This window comes from Marinobacter sp. CHS3-4 (assembly GCF_030053415.1).
In the GTDB taxonomy this organism is placed as follows: domain Bacteria; phylum Pseudomonadota; class Gammaproteobacteria; order Pseudomonadales; family Oleiphilaceae; genus Marinobacter.
This window is the reverse complement of sequence record NZ_JASGBJ010000001.1, coordinates 730824-747682: the sequence shown is the minus strand read 5'-3', so window position 1 is coordinate 747682 and position 16859 is coordinate 730824. Positions and strand designations below refer to the sequence as shown.

The window sequence follows — 16859 nt, the reverse complement described above, 5'->3', positions numbered from 1 at the left end:
CAGTCCTGCTCCGATGCCTTCATCGCAACAACCGCTGCCACCCAAAACCCAGTATGACGCCATCCTGGTCGACAGCGCGGGCAAACTGCTGTCAATCAATCAGCTCGCCGGAGAACTGAAAGACGATACGATTGTGGTGATCGGCGAATACCACTGCCATCATGCCTCACATCTCCTCCAATCGCTTCTGCAAACGGCCTTGTATCAACAGAACCAACAACAGGTCTTGTCGATGGAACAGTTCGAAATCGATCATCAAGCAGAACTGAACCGTTACCTTAATGGAGAAACCGGGGAAACCGAGATGCGGAAAGACGCCGGTGCCTGGTCCAATTACACGGCGTCTTACCGGCCGCTGATTGAATTTGCCAGGGCCCGCTCCTTACCCGTTATCGCAGCCAACGCCCCAGCCGACGTGGTTCGTTGTGTCGGCCGACAGGGAATCGACTATCTGGAGTCTGTCAGCGATGAACAACGGGCGGAACTGCCAGAGCCTCCTTTAACCGAGCCACCTGCCTACCGCGAAAAATTCTTCGCGGCGCTCGGACACGGGCATGGCCAGGCAAGCGAGGATTCCGACATCAGCCAGAGAATGAAAAACAGCTACCAGGCCCAGTTGCTGCGGGACAATACCATGGCACAGCGGATCATCGAGGCCTCACGAGCCTATCCTGAGCACCAGATCCTCCACACCACGGGCACCTTCCATGCTGAAAACCGGCTGGGCACTGTCGCCGTGCTGGAGCAAAAGCGACCAGACCTGTCCGTGGCACTGGTCAGCCCCGTGCTGTGGGACACCGATAAATCTTTCGCAACCGTGTTCGAAAACAACCGCGACAAAGGCGACTACCTGTACCTGATCCAGCCCTTACCCACTGAATTCAAGGATCAGGAAAGGCAGCGCGAGTCGATGATGGCGAGGTTCGAAGCTGCAGGCAAAAAGACCTGCCAGTGAACCGGATCTAACTCCTAGCTTCGGGGCAGGTGGCTGCTGAATACCTTCTCATCCGCGGCGGAAAACAGCACAAACCGCACTCTCTCGACATTTGTTAGCTGAGGCAATATCCGCCCCACGGTATTCATCGCCACTGCCGCCGCGGTCTCCAGGGGAAAACCGAACGCACCGGCCGATATCGCAGGGAATGCGATCGACTCGATCCCTTTGCTGTCCGCCAGCTCCAGCGCATTGCGATAGCAGTCAGCCAGCAGCCGATCGGATGGCTCATCAACGCCGTAAACCGGCCCCAGACAATGAATCACGTATTGATTCGGCAGGTTGTGAGCGCCGGAGATGACGGCCTCACCAGGCCTGATCGGGGCCATAGGCTCGCATTCTTCCGCAAGCCCGGGGCCGGCAGCTGCATGCAGCGCACCTGCAACGCCACCGCCGGTGCGAAGTTGGGCATTAGCCGCATTTACCACAGCCGCCATGTCATCCTGACGGGCAATGTCGCCCTGAACACACTCCAACCATTTGCCTTTGAGTTCGACCTTGGCCATAACGGTCTCCTCAATCTGTCCTCACTGAGTTTGGACCATCTCGTCAGTGACCTGATAAACGCCGGACAGCCATTTCACGATTTCCCGGGCCGCTGGATGGTCAAAGCCGGAATAGCACCGGGTGAGTGACTCCCGACGTTCGGCACTGATTCTGTTGAGCCCTGCATCCTGTAACACTAGCAGGTCGGCGCTCAACTGCCCGGCCAGCTCCTGCCCCAACACCTGCTCGGCCGCCTGCCTGAAGGCCTGACCGTATTGATAACTCGGGCCCTGCGCGTAGCTCATCGACAGCGTCATGGCGGGAATGGTGGTCAGTACCGGTTGAAGAGCCGGATTGATGGCGTGCCCCGACAAATGCGCGGCGTTGGCCGCTGGCCTGCCCGTGAACGCGCGCAGGTGCAGGTGTTGGGACATCCGGTCTCCGTCGTTCACCGGGTAGTTGTCCCACAGCACCGGTTTGCGCTGCAATGACTCGGATACCCGCTGCAAATGACCCGGCGACACTTCCCGGGAGCAGACTTCCTCGCCGGTCCAGAACACCTGCACCGAAGAATCCAGCCGCCGGCCCAGGTCCTCAAGATAATGATCCGGTCGCTGGCCAAATACGCGATCAAGCACCGGATCATCGGAATAGTAGCTGGGGCAAACCGTCAATGTATCCGCACGGCTTCTGTCAGCCACCCAGTGAAGAATGTCTGCCTGGCGCGCCGCCAAATCGGGCGTGTCGCTGGTCATATCGTCAAACAGAATGGCCAGGTTGGACACACCCAGCTCGTCAAACGCTGCCAGCTTGCTCGCCAGCGCCGTTTTCGCCGAGTCATCGAAGTTGTTGAAGACTTCGAAGGGGCTCAGGCCAATCCCGAAACTGACCCCATGTTCTGCGCAGAAGCGCGCAAAACCTGCCAGTTCATCCGCCAATTCCGCCGGATGGGGTTCGCTCCATTTACGACGCAGGAAAGCGTCACCTTTGGGCGCGTACCAGTAATTCCGATACCCACTAGGGGCCAGTGATTGGACGACTTGTCGGCGCTCTTCCCAGCTCCAGAGCGGGCCGTAGAAACCTTCGATAATTCCCAGCGGGGGTTGATCTGACATAAGAAAATTCACTCTGCCTATGACGCTTGCTACTGGCTCGATTCAGACCGAGGTTATCCCATCCAATGCTTCGGGTCACCGGACAAACCACCGAATGCCCGGGTTACGGATGTCTGTTGTCTTTCACAGTAACGCTGAAACGGCTCTGGCAATCTGGCGGCATCCAAGATACTGTATGCATAAACAGTATTTCGGACACCCGTATGAAAACTCGCGCGACGCCGCTTAACCCTCACAATCGTTTCCAGACCATCGTCAGTGACCGACAGTGCGACGATGGTTGGTATCAGGACCCAGCGGATCAAGTCTGCCCGGATTCAGTGGCAACGGAAGTGACGGACGAACGGGTCAAGACGATTATCAGCCGGAACCAGTCGCCGGATGTACCGTTTGATCAGTCCATCAATCCCTATCGCGGCTGCGAGCACGCGTGTGTGTACTGTTTCGCCAGGCCGACACACGCCTACTGGGATATGTCGCCGGGGCTGGACTTCGAGACCCGGCTGATCGCCAAACCAAACGCCGCCCAGAAGCTTCGCGAGGAACTGGACAAACCCGGCTACCAGCCCAAACCCATCGCACTGGGCGTCAATACCGATGCCTATCAGCCGGTGGAAAAGCAGCGCCGCATTACCCGGGAGATTCTAGAGGTACTGGCCGAGTACCGGCATCCGGTGTCTATCATCACCAAAGGCGCACTGATTCTGCGGGACCTGGATCTGCTGAAAGACCTCGCGCAACAGGGGCTGTGCTCGGTGCGGGTCAGCCTCACGACGCTGGACAACACCCTGAAAGGCCAGATGGAACCCCGCACGGCCGCCCCGGCCACACGGCTGAAAATCATCCGCGAGTTATCCTCCGCGGGCGTTCCTACGGGCATCATCCTGGGGCCAGTGATCCCTTTCATTAACGACCACGAGCTGGAACGCATTCTGGAAGCCGCCACAGAGGCCGGCGCCACCCGCGCCAGCTGGATCATGCTGCGGTTGCCTCTGGAACTGGACGAACTGTTTAACGACTGGCTGAAACGCCATTACCCGGATCGCGCGGACAGGGTCATGAGCCGTATTCGTGATTTGCGGGGCGGCAAGAGTTACGATGCCGCCTTCGGGCGCAGAATGACCGGCACCGGCCCTTATTCAGACCTGATCCGCCAGCGATTCACCCGACGAGCCAAACAGCTCGGCCTGGGACTGCATGAAGCCGAACCACTGCGCACCGACCAGTTCCGTCGACCGGGCGGCGAGCAGATCAGCCTGTTTTAAACACCGATTCCGGCGGAAGAAATGGTCGCCAGAAAACAGGGACTTCCACGGAGGGCGTTTCTATCAGCACAGCCATAGCAATCAATGACCAGCAGCTGACACTGCAGGATGGACGAACGCTGGCTTTCACGGATCACGGAGCCCCGGACGGATACCCACTGATCTTCGGTCATGGAATGCCCGGCAGCCGTCTTGAGGGACGGTTCCTCCACGAGCAGGCGGCGCATCACGGTTTCCGACTGATCACGCCGGATCGACCGGGAATCGGGAATTCTGACTATCAGCCGGGGCGCACACTTCTGGACTATCCCGAGGACATCCGCCAGCTGCTGGATAGGCTCGAGTTAAACCGGTTTACGCACATTGGCTGGTCCAGTGGCGCTTCCCGCACCCTGGCCTGTGGCTATCGGCTGAGCGATCGCATGGACCTGGGGGTATGCCTGTCTGGTTATACCCACTTTGCCGAATATCAGGGCACCCACTACCTGATCGAAGGCACCCGTTGGCCAGGTCCCAGACTGGCCTGGTACAGCCCCGCCCTTGTTCGGCTGGTTGTGCATCTGGTGACCTGGCTGTCCCAGAGGTATCCGGGGCTTTACCTGCGAGAAGCCCGTCACCTGGTCCATGAAGGCGACCGGCAACTGCTGCTCGAGCTCAACAAACAGAACGCATTCCGAAACGATCAGGTCGCCTGCCTGAACAGCGGCGGCAAGGCCATTGCGACCGACCTGCTGACAGAACTGGGGCATTGGCAGTTTCAGCTAGCCGATGTGCAGGTGCCAATCTGGATCTATCAGGGTGAAGAAGACGCGTTTATCCCCATCGACTACGCGCAGCACCTGGCGGACAAGCTGCCGTCTCCTACTCTGACGCTGATGCCCGATTACGGGCATCTCTACCCCCTGTCTCCTGATTTCCAGGCCCAATTGTTCCGGCGGCTCCAGCGGCATCTGGCGTAAGACCTAGGTCTTAAAGACACCGGTTTTTCATTTCGTCCGCTACCGGATATTGGTACCTTGGCCTAGAGTAAGTAAAACGAACAACACAACAACGACAAAGAGGCTAGAAGAGCAATGAAGATTCGTTCTGTTCTGTCCGCGGCGGTACTGACGGTTGCAACCACCTTCGCAACCACCTCAGCCCTCGCGCAAGAAACCTTCACCCTGCGTCTGGCGGAAACCTGGGGCCCCAACTTCCCAATTTTCGGTGACGCCACCAAAGACATGGCCCGCATGGCCGAAGAAATGTCCGACGGCCGCCTGAGAATCCGCATCGACTCCTCCAATAAGCACAAAGCTCCGTTTGGCGTCTTTGATATGGTCAAGGCCGGCCAATACGATATGGGCCACTCCGCCTCCTACTACTGGAAAGGCAAGGTTCCCAACACGCTGTTCTTCACCAGCATGCCCTTTGGTATGACCGCTCAGGAACAATACGCCTGGTTCTACTATGGCGAAGGCATGGACCTGATGCAGGAAGTGTATGAGCCACACAACATGCTCTCCTTCCCCGGCGGTAACACCGGTATTCAGATGGGCGGCTGGTTCCGCAAGGAAATCAAATCCCTGGAAGATCTGCAGGGTCTGAAAATGCGCATCCCCGGTTTTGCCGGTGAAGTCTTTGCTGAAGTGGGCGTAAACCCCACCAACATCCCGCCCGGCGAGTTGTACACCGCGCTGGAACGCAACACCATCGACGCGGTCGAGTGGGTTGGCCCGGCACTGGACCTGCGCCTTGGCTTCCAGCAAATCGCCGATTACTACTACACCGGTTGGCATGAGCCGGCGACCGAACTGCAGTTCCTGGTGAATCAGGAAACCTGGGACGAACTGCCAGAAGATCTGCAGGAAATCCTGCGTGTGGCAATGCGCACAGCCGCCTACGACATGCTGATTCACTCCATGCATGCGAACGCAGAAGCCTGGGACACCATTCGGGACAAGCACCCGAACATCGAAATCAAGAACTTCCCCGAGGACGTTCTGCAGGCGATGTACGACGCCAACAAGAAGCTTCTCAAGGAAGCGGCTCAGCGGGATGACCTCGCCAAGAAGATTGTCGACTCCCAGGCCGAGTACCTCAGAAAGGCGCGTGCCTACACAGACATTGCTGACCGCGCTTATCTGAACACCATGGGCGAAATCGAGTAATCGATTGAACCCATGAACCGGGGTCGTTCACTGGGCGGCCCCGGTTTTGTCGTTTATAACTATTGAAAAAGCTGTTTCAAAGCCGACCGGGGAAACATAATGCGCTGGCTAATAAAACTGGACAACGGCCTGGCCAAACTGTCCTACTTCTGCGGGTGGATCGCCTGCCTGGCACTCATTCTCATGCTGTTCAACGTGTTCTACGACGTGGTTGCCCGCTACGCGTTCAATAACGTCTCCATCGGCATGCAGGAATTGGAATGGCATCTGTATTCGGCCGTTTTTCTGTTAGGCATTCCCTTCGCATTGCGCACAGACGGCCACGTTCGGGTTGACGTCATCTACGCGGCACTGAGCAAGAAGAAACAAGCCTGGATCAATCTGGTTGGCGCGATCATCTTCGTCATCCCCTTTTCCTACCTGATCTGGCATTACGGCCACGACTATGCCGTCGAGGCCTACAGCATGGGCGAAGGCAGCGGCGACCCGGGCGGTCTTCCCCACCGCTGGATCGTAAAATCGCTCATCCCCTTCTCGGCTATTTTCACCGCCACCAGCGGCTTGGGCATGGCAACGTTTGCCATCCGGGTACTCAAAGGTGAAAGCACCTACGAAGAAACCAACAGCAAGGAGGGTCTCGCATGATTGGTATGATCATGTTCGGAGTGGCCCTGCTGATGCTGATGTGGGGCTTTCCGGTAGCCTTTACCTTCGGCGGTGTGGCGCTGTTTTTTGGTATTTATGCCGAGGGCATGGATCTGTTTGCCTTTATGCCGTTCCGCATCATGAGCGTGATGCAGAACACCGTGTTGATGGCCATTCCGTTGTTTATCTTCATGGGCGTGGTGCTTCAGCGTACTCGACTGGCTGAGCAACTGTTGACGTCCATGGGTCGGCTGTTTGGTGGTCTGCCGGGCGGCATCGCGATCTCTACCATTCTGGTCGGCGCGCTATTGGCGGCCTCCACCGGCGTGGTCGGCGCCAGCGTGGTAGCCATGGGCTTGATTTCCCTGCCGGTCATGCTGGCACACAAATACGACAAGCGCCTGAGCTGCGGCACCATTTGCGCCTCCGGCACCCTGGGACAGATCGTACCGCCCTCCATCATTCTGATCATTCTGGGGGATGTGATTGGCATCCCCGTGGGTGACCTGTTCAAGGCCGCCGTGATACCGGGCGTTGTCCTGGTCGGCCTGTACATCGCCTACATTCTGATTCTCACCAAATTGAAGCCGGAAACAGCACCGGCCATGCCGTCGGAAGAAGGCGTCAGCCGCAAGAAAGAAATCCTGAATGCGCTGTTGGCCATCATCCCGCCGCTGGCGTTGATCGTGATCGTGCTGGGCTCCATTTTTGCCGGTATCGCCACCCCCACCGAATCCTCGGCACTGGGCGGCATGGGCGCACTGATACTGGCCATCATCTACCGTCAGTTTTCCTTCAAGATGATGTGGGAGGCCTCGCGAGACACCGTGAAGGTCACCGCGATGGTCTTCGCGATTCTGATCGGCGCGACGGCCTTCTCTATGGTGTTCAGCTACACCGGCGGCGATTACCTGCTCGAAGACTGGATGATGCAGCTACCGGGCGAGAAATGGGGCTTCCTGATTCTGTCCATGCTGGTGATTCTGGTGCTGGGCTTCTTCATCGACTTCGTCGAGATTTCGTTCATCATCGTGCCGATTCTGGCGCCGGTGGCGCAGGCTATGGGCATTGATATGCTCTGGTTCGCGATCCTGATTGCGATGAACCTGCAAACCAGCTTCCTGACGCCCCCGTTCGGGTTCAGTCTGTTCTACTTGAAAGGCGTGTCGCCCCCGGAAATAAAAACCACCGACATTTATCGGGGCGTCATGCCATTTATAGCACTTCAGGTACTTGTTTTGATTATGATCTTTATCGTGCCTGAATGGTTTGGAATGAGCTCCGGTTTCTGATCGCCAAAATCCCCCCTCTGTTCGGCCTGACAAATGCCGAACGTTCTCTATACTAAAGTCTAGAGGGATACAGCCAGAGGGGGACACGGCTCTATGAGTGACAGCACGGCGCGCGAGACAATCCAATACCAAGACCAGGACGGCAAACAGCAGTCTCACCTGCTCACGCTACCCATGGAGGCAGCCCAGGCAGACCGGGAGCCCCACAGCTACGAACGCTGGCTGATCAGTAAACTGCTGCGAATGGCCGGCTCGCCGCCAGTTCGCTTTCAACTCTGGAACGGCGAGTTTGTGGAGCCTGAACGGGTCCAGGCGGAATTCACGATTCGCCTGAACGATCATAAGGCCCTGCTCAGCCTGGTCACCAACCCCAATCTCGCCTTTGGCGACCTGTTCAGTTCGGGTCGGTTGCAGGTGGACGGTGACCTGGCAGAACTGATGGCAACCCTCTATCGGCATGTCCATAACGCCCGCCAGCGATGGCCCAGATGGCTGGAGGCCCTGTGGCGCAACCACGCGCCACGCTCCACCGGGGAGTCCGAGGCTAAAGAAAACATCCATCACCACTACGACCTGGGCAACGAGTTTTACCAGCTCTGGCTGGATAACGCCGAAATGCAGTATACCTGCGCCTACTACGAATCGCCCGACATCACCCTGGAGCAGGCCCAACTGGCCAAACTGGAGCACGTCTGCCGCAAGCTGCGTCTGAAACCCGGCATGACCGTGGCCGAGGCTGGCTGCGGTTGGGGCGGCCTGGGCCGCTACATGGCGCGCGAATACGGCGTCAAAGTCCACGCCTACAACATCTCCAAAGAACAACTAGCTTATGCGCGGGCGGAAGCCAAGCGGCAGAACCTCGACCACCTCGTCGAATACATAGAGGACGATTACCGCAACATCGCCGGCCGGTACGACGCGTTCGTATCCATCGGTATGCTGGAACATGTGGGCAAGGAAAACTTCCCGGCGATGTCTGAGCTGATTCGCAGGGTCCTCAAACCCAACGGCCTGGCCCTGCTACACAGCATCGGCAGGAACCGCCCCATGCTGATGAACGCCTGGATCGAGAAGCGCATTTTCCCCGGCGCCTATCCACCGAGCATTTCCGAGTTCATGAGTATTTGTGAAAACGGCGAATTCTCTGTGCTGGATGTGGAAAATCTGCGCCTGCACTATGCGCAGACCCTCACCCACTGGATGGAACGTTTCCAGGATCACCGCCAGCAGGTCATCGACATGTACGATGAGCACTTTGCCCGCGCCTGGGAAATGTATCTGGCCGGCTCCACGGCGGCCTTCCGGGCCGGATCTCTTCAGTTGTTCCAGGTGGTGTTCACTCACGGCGCCAATAACGATTTGCCACAGAATCGCCGGGATCTTTATGAAAGCCCGGCAGCGCCGGAGGCCCGTTAATGGAATACTACGACGTCATCATCGTTGGCGCCGGCCCTTCCGGATCAACACTGGCCAATGCCCTGCGCAACAGTGGCAAACGCATTCTGGTACTGGACAAGCAAACCTTTCCACGAGATAAAACCTGCGCTGGCTGGGTCACACCCGCCGTGATGGACAGCCTGGGCATCGATCTCGAAGAGTACGGCAGCAGCCACACCCTTCAACCCATCAGCCAGTTCCGCATCGGCATGATGGGGCAAAAAGCCGTCGAGAACGACCACGGCGAGGTGGTCAGCTACGGCATCCGGCGTTGCGAATTTGATAATTACCTTCTGGATCGGGTGACCTCACCCAAGGAATTGGGTACGCCGGTTAAAAGCCTGACGCAGGAGGGAGGCAACTGGGTGGTCAACAACACCTGGCAGGCGCCGCTGGTTGTGGGCGCCGGGGGTCACTTCTGCCCAGTAGCCAAACTGCTCGGGAACGGCCCCGGCAGCCATGAAACCGTGGTTGCCGCCAAGGAAATCGAATTTGAAATGACACCGGAGCAGGCGGAACGCTGCCAAGCCAGGGGCGATACTCCCGAGCTCTGGTTCTGCAAAGACCTGAAAGGCTACGCCTGGGTGTTCCGCAAAGGTAACTACCTGAACATTGGGCTCGGCCGCGAGGATAACCACAAGCTTACCGAACACCTGAACGCGTTTGTGGACGACATGAAAGCCACCGGCCGAATTCCAGAAGACGTACCGGGGCGTTTTAAAGGCCATGCCTACCTGCTGTACGACCACGCCGAACGCCCGCTGGTAGACGACGGTCTGATTCTGATTGGAGATGCCGCCGGCCTGGCTTACACGCAGAGCGGCGAAGGCATTCGTCCGGCCATCGAATCCGCACTGATGGCCGCTGACTTGATCTGGGACCTGGAAGACTTCTCGGCACAGGCGCTGCAACCCTACGGTGAAGCCATTGCCAAGCGTTTTGGCAACCGCAGCGAGAACCAGCAGTCCGGGCTACAGATACCAGACTGGGTGAAAGCCCCATTGGCGAGCACCTTGATGAAATCCCACTGGTTCACCCGCAAAGTGGTCACCGAAAAGTGGTTCCTGCATCAGGAAGTGCCACCGCTGGAGATGGCCCAGATATAACCTTTGGGCCGTACTGATTCGAAGTACTTAGCGTCTATACCTTCTCTGACGCGTAGTCGTACACCCGGAAAGCAAATATCGTGTAGGCCACCATCACCACGGATTCTGCAACCCGCAGCAGCGACCCAACCAGGCTTGGATAGAAGCCACTTTCACTGACCAGATGGTTGATAGACCATATTGGCAGATAGATGATGCCGGTGATCACCAGACCACCTGTCAGCAACATCCAGAAATACTCGGTTGTGTCCTGCCAACTGGCTTGCAAGCTGTCGAGCGGGTTTTTGCGTTGCAACAGCAACTCGAATTCCGAGAATGCCAGCTTTGCCATCAGCAGAATGCCGGGCAGAATCAAAAACGCAAACCCAATACCCACAACAACGACCAGAATCAGTGTCAGCATCAGGTAGGACCCCCAATTCTGCACACCCAGATTCCACGCCTCGTTCACTGACAATCGCTGCCCCTTGAGAACAGAGGCCATGTAAAACACCACTGCCGCGCCAAAGACCGGGTAGATCGCGATGTACAGAAACTCCGGCAATGCCGCCAGTAGAAAGGAGTCGCCGTAATCAAAAGTCTGGTGATAAACCGTCGACAAAATCTCAAGTGGAATGGAAAACGGCAGGATGATCCACGCGAAGACTAAAATATGAGTGCGGAAAAACTTCCAGGTATCCAGCAGAAACTCGATGGTCAAGTAATACTCCTTAGTGAAAAACGCACACTGCTTTCAACCTTAACCCACGTGAGTGGTCATCGGCTATGGACATCCCTGAAAGCCAGCATGCCCAGAACCTGCTCTTCCCTGTCTTTCGTAAAACCGCACTGCTCGCATGGTGTCTTTGGGTTCTCGTACGTGCCAAACAACATGTCCCACCAGACAATATCGCTGTAGTTGGTATCGTGCTTACCAAATTTATGATGTCGCCGGTGCATTTGAGGGGTCTGAATCACGTACCCGATCCAGTGGGGGACGCGAATATTGGCGTGGATAAAATAACTCATGCAGCTCAGGTAAAGGCTGTACCAGGCGACACCCTCAACCCCCAGGCCGAGCAACGCACTACAGATAAAAGAGCCCAAAATCAGCCCGCTGGCAGTGTCCAGCGGGTGAAGGTAGTTAGCGGCCAACACTTCTATTCTGCGAGGACTGTGGTGGAGCTGGTGGAAGAGTCGCCACAACAGGTTGCTGCTGTGTTTCCAGCGATGCCACCAATAGAATAGGAAGGTGAAAACGAAGTAGGCCAGAAAACCGCCTATCCAGGCCGGAACAGAGTCTTTCAGCGCAAATATCGAGGCGCTTTCAAACCAGCGATTCCAGGTGAACACACCAACAACCAGAACCGCCAACTGAAGCAGATTGATCAGGAGCGCACGAACGTACCATCCAACGCTGCTCTCAACCTGGCTGCCCGGCTTGAGCCGCTCGAACACAAACAGCACTGCGGCCAGAGCCAACGAATACTCAATCAAGTCTTTGAGCCTCCTCTGCTCTACTCCAATTACCGTGATTCCTTCAGATGTAAAAAGATGCTACCCCACCAAAAAGTCGAATCAAGCACCGTTTCCTCGTAAAGTGACGGTGTTAAAAAGTTAAAAGAGTTAAAAGAGTTAAAAGAGTTACGCTTTCAGGAAGCAACCTCGATAAAGGGAATCTGGATATGAAGGTGCTCGTCACCGGCGCTAACGGCCATATTGGCGCCCACGTTTGTCGTCAACTGTTGGAACAGGGCCACACTGTGAATGCCATGGTGCGCCCCAACGCCGATCTGCAAGGCCTGGAAGGTGTGGGCGTCACGCTCTGCCGCGGCGACGTAATGAATCCGCAGGACGTGATGGCAGCGGCCAAAGGCAACGAAGCCATCATTCACCTGGCGGCAGTGTATAAGACCATCGCCAAGACCGCCGAAGAGATCGTAGAGCCAGCCGTACAAGGCGCCAAAAACGTCTTCGCAGCGGCGGCAGCCAATGGCATCAAACGGGTGGTGTATACCAGTTCCGTCGCCTCGGTCGGGTTCTCATACGACCCCAACGAGTTACGCACCGGGGACGACTGGAACAACGACGCCCACAACCCCTATTACGTGGCAAAGACTCAGAGCGAAAAAACGGCACAGGCACTGGCCAAAGAACATGGCATTCACCTGGTGGTAATCTGCCCGGCCATCGTACTGGGGCCACTGGACTACCGCATAACGCCGTCCAATCAGTTGGTGAAAGACTGGCTGAACGGCATAGGCCAGACCTACAAAGGCGGACTGAATCTTGTCGACGTCAGGGACGTGGCCGCCGCCCATGTTGCCGCACTGACCCACGGCGAGAACGGGCGCCGATACATCATCGGTGGTGAAAACATCGAAGTGGGCGAGATCGGTCGCCGCCTGAAGGCCATGACCGGCATAAAGCCGATGCACCTGCCAACCGGCCGTGGCCTGACCCTTTGGACCGCCAAATGGGTTGAACGCCTTTGCAAGCTGATTGGCGTAAAGCCGCCGTTCACCTATGACCTGGTATACGAGGTTGCCGAGCGTTATGCCTACTTCAATACCGACGAAACCAACACGACCTTTGGTCTTCAGCCACGCAAGGCAGATGAGGCCTTGAAGGGTGCGATCGACTGGTTGGCCGAGCGAAATGAGTTGAAGCCAAAGGTCGCTTCGCGGGTAAAAGGTTAACTGGCAGCTGATTCGTCCTTACTGAATCGGCTGACACCCCCGAACGGCCAGAGTCAGGTTGGTCGCGCCTTTTACCTGCGGATAGTAATCTGCGGCCGTTTTCACGCCCATATTGGCGTATTCCGCGGCGGCGGGACTGAGCACCTCGCTCAGTTGCGCCCACGCCTGGGCGGACTGACGATCCTGGCTGAAGGCATTAAACGCCTGATAGACCTCATTGCAGGTAATGCCATCGCCATCGGTCGCAGCGGAGGACATGAAAGAGGACGTCTGGCAACCGGTCAGAACGGAAGCCGCCAGCATCAATAACAGCGTGTGTAATTTCAAAATCGGTAACTCCTGAATGAAACGATGATACTGGACAAACTACCCTACTATCTTTGTTTCAACCACTACCTTTGCTTCAACCAGTGCTTCATGTCCTCACCCAGAAATACCTGCGGATAGGAATAGGCCTCTTCGTCCATACCAATCTCTTCTTCCCAGGCACGGATCTGGCTTTTAACCGCCTCAAAGGTCTCATTCGGGTTATCAAACGCCAGCCCCACTTCTTGATAGAGCGCTTTGGTAAACCAGGTCATTTCTGAATCATCGCCACAGCCGAAAGACGTTCGATCTTTGCGGGCAGACGTCAGAATCCAGCTGCCGCTGTCTTTCAGCGCATCGATCCACTGCCCCGAAAAACAGGCCGAGACCACCAGCAATTTGCGCCTTGCCTTCAGGGGCTCCAGCATCTGTGCAAAATCCGACGGCGATAAATCAGGCAGTTCCATGCCCGGTTGTTGCAGCAGAAGATTTCCGTTTCTGTGGCCATGGCTGACCAGATGTACGACCAGCAGATCCTCCGTCGGATTCATCCTCTGGTCCAGTGCTTTCAGCGCGGTGTTGATTGAAGGTCGGGTTGCCAGTGGAAACGAGTCATAATCCCGGTGGTTCAGCAGCGTAATGGCGCGATTCTGAATATCAAATGCTTGCTGAAGCCCCCGGCGGGCCACCTGGATGTCCCGTTTAAACACCGACTCAGTGCCGTCACCACCGACGGCGAGGAAGTACACATCAACTTGACCGGCCCTTTCAGCCACCAGGTCGGAAATCTGGGCGTCCAGACGGTTGCGGTCCTCCGCCAGGATTCGTTCAGTGAGAGGCTCTGGTTCGGTCGGTTCTTGCCGTCCGGTATCGTCCCCTTCAACCAGCTCACCTTGTTCCCAGATCCCAGACATCCGGCCTATGCCTTCGTATTCATTGATGTAAGCAAAGGTGCCTTCACCGTGGTACAGCCAGTTCTTAAATTCGCCCTGGTAAGTGCCGTAATCGGTTATGTGGCGGCCCTCCAACGGTTTACCCTTTTCAAACGTGCCGATGTATACGTCTGAATCCGTCTCGAAGCGGCCTTCACCGTGAAATGCCCCCTTTTGGAAATCGCCCTCGTAACGCCAGCTGTCTGGCAACACCAATACACCTTCACCGTGCCAGTAGCCTTCGCTAAAACGACCTCGATAAACCATTCCGTCAACAAATTCCTGGACGCCCTCCCCGTGGAAGTAACCCTCTTTGGTTTCGCCGGAGTAGGTGCTGCCATCAGGAAGGCGGGCATCAGGAGGCAGCAGCGTGGCCGCGTCGCAACCCACCAACCCCAAAAAGCTGATCAGCAGAAGCGTCAGGGTTCGTATTCTCGGGGCATTCGATGCAACAACCATGAAATCAACGTCCAAACCGTATGGAAAGGCGTATTGTATAGCACTCACATCGATTGAAAGGCCAACACATGTCACAGCCGAAACCGACGACTACCGCCGATTCCTCTCATCGCCTTCCCTGCCGGGGCTGCATGAAGGATTGTCCCAATTTTGCAACGTGCAATGGAACACCCTGGAGGGGTATTCCTCGGCCTGCTCCCCACTGAAAAAGTGGTCGAGCATCAAAATAATTCAAATGAAATACACTTTTTTGATTAGTTTCCCTAATAGGGAAACCCTTCATGGCTGCTATAGTTAGGGAGTGCGCATCGAAAAAGGAGTTTTTCATGTCTAAGAAACAAGCTTCCGTAATTATCGCCTGTGACGGTTCAGGGCATTCAGAAAACGTTGCCAAAACAGCGGCCACTCTGGCCAAGGCTCTGGATTTACCACTCAAGTTGTTGACTGTCTTTCCCGGCTCAAGAGCAGAAAGGCTGATCATCAGTGGCGTTTGGCCAAGCGACCTGGAGGAAGAAAAGAAGGAATTTGGCGAAAGTGCCTTTGAAGCCGCCAGTAAAGCTCTGAAGGGGCAGACACAACCTGACGAGAAAATTCTGCTGCAGGGTGAACCTGCCCACGAAATCATTGAATACCTCGATGAGCACCCGGCCGCTCACCTGGTCATGGGACGACGTGGTCACTCACTGGTCAAAAGCCTGACTCTGGGCAGTATTTGCGAGAAAGTTGTTCGGCACGCCAGCAATCCGGTGACCGTTGTCAGCGAATAGCTTTATTGCACAGCGAGAGCGGTAACGCTTCCTTGCATTCAAACGCGGGTCCGGCGGGACCCGCGTGTCGTTAGGCCGCCTACTGAGGCGGAATCAGCACAAAATTCCCTACGTGACCTTTCTTCAAGAATTCCGCCTGGGCGTGGGCAATGTCTTTCAGTTCAAACGTCCGGGCTACCAACGGCCGTATTTCGCCACGCTCAATGTATCGAATCAAATTCGGGAAGACCGGCTCATCCCAGGCTGTGCTGCCAAACAGGGTGAGATCCTTCAGGTATAAATCCCGCATATCGAGCCTGGTGATCGGGCCGGCAATGGCTCCCGAGGACGCATAGCGACCACCCGGCGCCAGCAACTTCAACAATTGCGGAAACTGCTCGCCCGCCACGTTATCAATGACCACGTTCACCGACTGCTCAGGGATGTCGTCCAACAGATTGTCACTACGCGGCAATACCACGTCTGCACCCAGATCCCGAACCGCCTCCATCTTTGCAGCACCACAAATCGCCGTCACATGAGCACCACGACGTTTGGCCAGCTGCACCACCGCAGAGCCCACGCCGCCAGAGGCTCCGGGTACCAGCACCCGATCACCGGCAACAACCCCTGCCCGATGTAGCATGTTTTCAGCCGTGCCGTAGGCGCAGGGAATGGTGGCCAGCTCTTCATTGGTCCAGTCACAGTCAACCTCGAAGACCTCACTGGCCGGGACCTTTACGTACTGTGCGAAGGCGCCGTCAAAATCCGAGGCCATCCAGATGTTGTCCATCGAACCAAAGCCCTCAACCCGCATGCAGGCCCGAACCAGCACACGCTTCCCGGTTTCGGGAAGCGATACACCCTCTCCTTTCTCAACCACTTCGCCGCAGCAATCCGTGCCCTGAATAAACGGAAACGGCGTTGCGCCATTCCAGCCACCATCTTCCCTGTCTCCACCATCGGAGGCGTCAGACGATTGCTCGGTACCATCCTCAACCGACGAGGAATACCAGCCAATACGGGTATTGATTTCCGTGTTGTTCACCCCGGCGGCCAACACTTTGAGCAACACCTCTCCTGGCCCCGGGGTGGGTACGGGAACCTCCGTATACTGAAGCTTGTCGTAGCCCCCATTACCAACCGTAAGTACCGCTTTCATGGTGGGCTTGTCATCAGAAAGCTGGAATCGATGTGGATGATTCTGTCGAAGGTAACCGAGGTCAGACATAACCGTTTCCTTTTCGC

The 16859-nt window shown here is 56.5% G+C and carries 18 protein-coding genes; 10 read left to right on the top strand and 8 right to left on the bottom strand.

Features of this window, described 5'->3' with window-relative positions; translation table 11 throughout:
* Positions 1-13: 13 nt before the first annotated feature.
* On the top strand, positions 14-955 hold the full coding sequence (locus tag QLQ17_RS03440; RefSeq protein ID WP_283208136.1) for a ChaN family lipoprotein: 942 nt from the start codon (positions 14-16) through the stop codon (positions 953-955).
* A gap of 14 nt (positions 956-969) precedes the next feature.
* On the opposite strand, the gene QLQ17_RS03435 is transcribed toward QLQ17_RS03440, so the two are convergent.
* Both QLQ17_RS03435 and QLQ17_RS03430 read right to left on the bottom strand, forming a co-directional pair.
* The gene (locus QLQ17_RS03435; RefSeq protein ID WP_283208135.1) at positions 970-1500 is read right to left on the bottom strand and encodes a macro domain-containing protein; all 531 of its coding nucleotides are present in this window, start codon (positions 1498-1500) and stop codon (positions 970-972) included.
* Between the two features lie 21 nt (positions 1501-1521).
* On the bottom strand, positions 1522-2595 hold the full coding sequence (locus QLQ17_RS03430; protein WP_283208134.1) for a beta-N-acetylglucosaminidase domain-containing protein: 1074 nt from the start codon (positions 2593-2595) through the stop codon (positions 1522-1524).
* A gap of 203 nt (positions 2596-2798) precedes the next feature.
* Between QLQ17_RS03430 and QLQ17_RS03425 the strand changes: the two genes are divergently transcribed.
* Positions 2799-3860, top strand: coding sequence for a PA0069 family radical SAM protein (locus QLQ17_RS03425; protein WP_283208133.1), 1062 nt, complete (start codon positions 2799-2801; stop codon positions 3858-3860).
* On the opposite strand, the gene QLQ17_RS03420 is transcribed toward QLQ17_RS03425, so the two are convergent.
* Positions 3857-4033 (bottom strand): hypothetical protein, encoded by a 177-nt coding sequence (locus QLQ17_RS03420; RefSeq protein WP_283208132.1) that lies wholly within the window; start codon positions 4031-4033, stop codon positions 3857-3859. The two genes, QLQ17_RS03425 and QLQ17_RS03420, sit on opposite strands and share 4 nt — an antisense overlap.
* 3 nt (positions 4034-4036) lie before the next feature.
* Here QLQ17_RS03420 and QLQ17_RS03415 point away from each other — a divergent pair, with 3 nt between their 5' ends.
* The 6 genes from QLQ17_RS03415 to QLQ17_RS03390 all read left to right on the top strand — a co-directional run bounded on the left by QLQ17_RS03415 (position 4037) and on the right by QLQ17_RS03390 (position 10490).
* Positions 4037-4819, top strand: coding sequence for an alpha/beta fold hydrolase (locus QLQ17_RS03415; protein ID WP_283208131.1), 783 nt, complete (start codon positions 4037-4039; stop codon positions 4817-4819).
* A 114-nt stretch (positions 4820-4933) separates the two neighbouring features.
* Positions 4934-6010, top strand: a complete 1077-nt coding sequence (locus tag QLQ17_RS03410; RefSeq protein ID WP_283208130.1) for a TRAP transporter substrate-binding protein — start codon at positions 4934-4936, stop codon at positions 6008-6010.
* Positions 6011-6109: 99 nt separating this feature from the next.
* Positions 6110-6655 (top strand): TRAP transporter small permease subunit, encoded by a 546-nt coding sequence (locus QLQ17_RS03405; RefSeq protein ID WP_283208129.1) that lies wholly within the window; start codon positions 6110-6112, stop codon positions 6653-6655.
* Entirely contained in the window at positions 6652-7947 is a 1296-nt protein-coding gene (locus tag QLQ17_RS03400) for a TRAP transporter large permease (RefSeq protein WP_283208128.1), read from the top strand. Before QLQ17_RS03405 ends, QLQ17_RS03400 begins: the two co-directional genes overlap by 4 nt.
* 93 nt (positions 7948-8040) lie before the next feature.
* Positions 8041-9363 carry an SAM-dependent methyltransferase gene (locus QLQ17_RS03395; protein WP_283208127.1) on the top strand — a complete coding sequence of 441 codons (1323 nt, stop codon included), beginning with the start codon at positions 8041-8043 and terminating at the stop codon, positions 9361-9363.
* Positions 9363-10490, top strand: a complete 1128-nt coding sequence (locus tag QLQ17_RS03390) for an NAD(P)/FAD-dependent oxidoreductase (protein WP_283208126.1) — start codon at positions 9363-9365, stop codon at positions 10488-10490. The genes QLQ17_RS03395 and QLQ17_RS03390 overlap by 1 nt, the downstream gene beginning before the upstream one ends.
* Positions 10491-10524: 34 nt before the next feature.
* On the opposite strand, the gene QLQ17_RS03385 is transcribed toward QLQ17_RS03390, so the two are convergent.
* A complete protein-coding gene (locus tag QLQ17_RS03385) occupies positions 10525-11190 on the bottom strand; it encodes a hypothetical protein (protein ID WP_283208125.1) in 666 nt (221 codons plus the stop codon).
* Between the two features lie 56 nt (positions 11191-11246).
* On the bottom strand, positions 11247-11966 hold the full coding sequence (locus QLQ17_RS03380) for a sterol desaturase family protein (RefSeq protein ID WP_283208124.1): 720 nt from the start codon (positions 11964-11966) through the stop codon (positions 11247-11249).
* A 188-nt stretch (positions 11967-12154) separates the two neighbouring features.
* Here QLQ17_RS03380 and QLQ17_RS03375 point away from each other — a divergent pair, with 188 nt between their 5' ends.
* Positions 12155-13168, top strand: coding sequence for an NAD-dependent epimerase/dehydratase family protein (locus QLQ17_RS03375; RefSeq protein WP_283208123.1), 1014 nt, complete (start codon positions 12155-12157; stop codon positions 13166-13168).
* 18 nt (positions 13169-13186) lie between these two features.
* On the opposite strand, the gene QLQ17_RS03370 is transcribed toward QLQ17_RS03375, so the two are convergent.
* Both QLQ17_RS03370 and QLQ17_RS03365 read right to left on the bottom strand, forming a co-directional pair.
* On the bottom strand, positions 13187-13495 hold the full coding sequence (locus QLQ17_RS03370; RefSeq protein WP_283208122.1) for a hypothetical protein: 309 nt from the start codon (positions 13493-13495) through the stop codon (positions 13187-13189).
* A 65-nt stretch (positions 13496-13560) separates the two neighbouring features.
* Positions 13561-14865 (bottom strand): C13 family peptidase, encoded by a 1305-nt coding sequence (locus tag QLQ17_RS03365; RefSeq protein WP_283208121.1) that lies wholly within the window; start codon positions 14863-14865, stop codon positions 13561-13563.
* A 326-nt stretch (positions 14866-15191) separates the two neighbouring features.
* On the opposite strand from QLQ17_RS03365, the gene QLQ17_RS03360 reads away from it, so the two are divergent.
* The gene (locus QLQ17_RS03360) at positions 15192-15632 is read left to right on the top strand and encodes a universal stress protein (protein WP_283208120.1); all 441 of its coding nucleotides are present in this window, start codon (positions 15192-15194) and stop codon (positions 15630-15632) included.
* Positions 15633-15711: 79 nt separating this feature from the next.
* On the opposite strand, the gene QLQ17_RS03355 is transcribed toward QLQ17_RS03360, so the two are convergent.
* The gene (locus QLQ17_RS03355) at positions 15712-16842 is read right to left on the bottom strand and encodes an alcohol dehydrogenase family protein (RefSeq protein ID WP_283208119.1); all 1131 of its coding nucleotides are present in this window, start codon (positions 16840-16842) and stop codon (positions 15712-15714) included.
* Between the last annotated feature and the right edge of the window lie 17 nt (positions 16843-16859).

Coding starts and splice junctions, on each gene's coding strand:
- QLQ17_RS03435 (WP_283208135.1), bottom strand. CDS start 1,500: ATGGCCAAGGTCGAACTCAAAGGCAAATGGTTGGAGTGTGTTCAGGGC.
- QLQ17_RS03410 (WP_283208130.1), top strand. CDS start 4,934: ATGAAGATTCGTTCTGTTCTGTCCGCGGCGGTACTGACGGTTGCAACC.
- QLQ17_RS03365 (WP_283208121.1), bottom strand. CDS start 14,865: ATGGTTGTTGCATCGAATGCCCCGAGAATACGAACCCTGACGCTTCTG.
- QLQ17_RS03420 (WP_283208132.1), bottom strand. CDS start 4,033: ATGACCGAAGATCAGTGGGTATCCGTCCGGGGCTCCGTGATCCGTGAA.
- QLQ17_RS03395 (WP_283208127.1), top strand. CDS start 8,041: ATGAGTGACAGCACGGCGCGCGAGACAATCCAATACCAAGACCAGGAC.
- QLQ17_RS03390 (WP_283208126.1), top strand. CDS start 9,363: ATGGAATACTACGACGTCATCATCGTTGGCGCCGGCCCTTCCGGATCA.
- QLQ17_RS03425 (WP_283208133.1), top strand. CDS start 2,799: ATGAAAACTCGCGCGACGCCGCTTAACCCTCACAATCGTTTCCAGACC.
- QLQ17_RS03415 (WP_283208131.1), top strand. CDS start 4,037: ATGCCCGGCAGCCGTCTTGAGGGACGGTTCCTCCACGAGCAGGCGGCG.
- QLQ17_RS03355 (WP_283208119.1), bottom strand. CDS start 16,842: ATGTCTGACCTCGGTTACCTTCGACAGAATCATCCACATCGATTCCAG.
- QLQ17_RS03430 (WP_283208134.1), bottom strand. CDS start 2,595: ATGTCAGATCAACCCCCGCTGGGAATTATCGAAGGTTTCTACGGCCCG.
- QLQ17_RS03440 (WP_283208136.1), top strand. CDS start 14: ATGCCTTCATCGCAACAACCGCTGCCACCCAAAACCCAGTATGACGCC.
- QLQ17_RS03360 (WP_283208120.1), top strand. CDS start 15,192: ATGTCTAAGAAACAAGCTTCCGTAATTATCGCCTGTGACGGTTCAGGG.
- QLQ17_RS03375 (WP_283208123.1), top strand. CDS start 12,155: ATGAAGGTGCTCGTCACCGGCGCTAACGGCCATATTGGCGCCCACGTT.
- QLQ17_RS03405 (WP_283208129.1), top strand. CDS start 6,110: ATGCGCTGGCTAATAAAACTGGACAACGGCCTGGCCAAACTGTCCTAC.
- QLQ17_RS03400 (WP_283208128.1), top strand. CDS start 6,652: ATGATTGGTATGATCATGTTCGGAGTGGCCCTGCTGATGCTGATGTGG.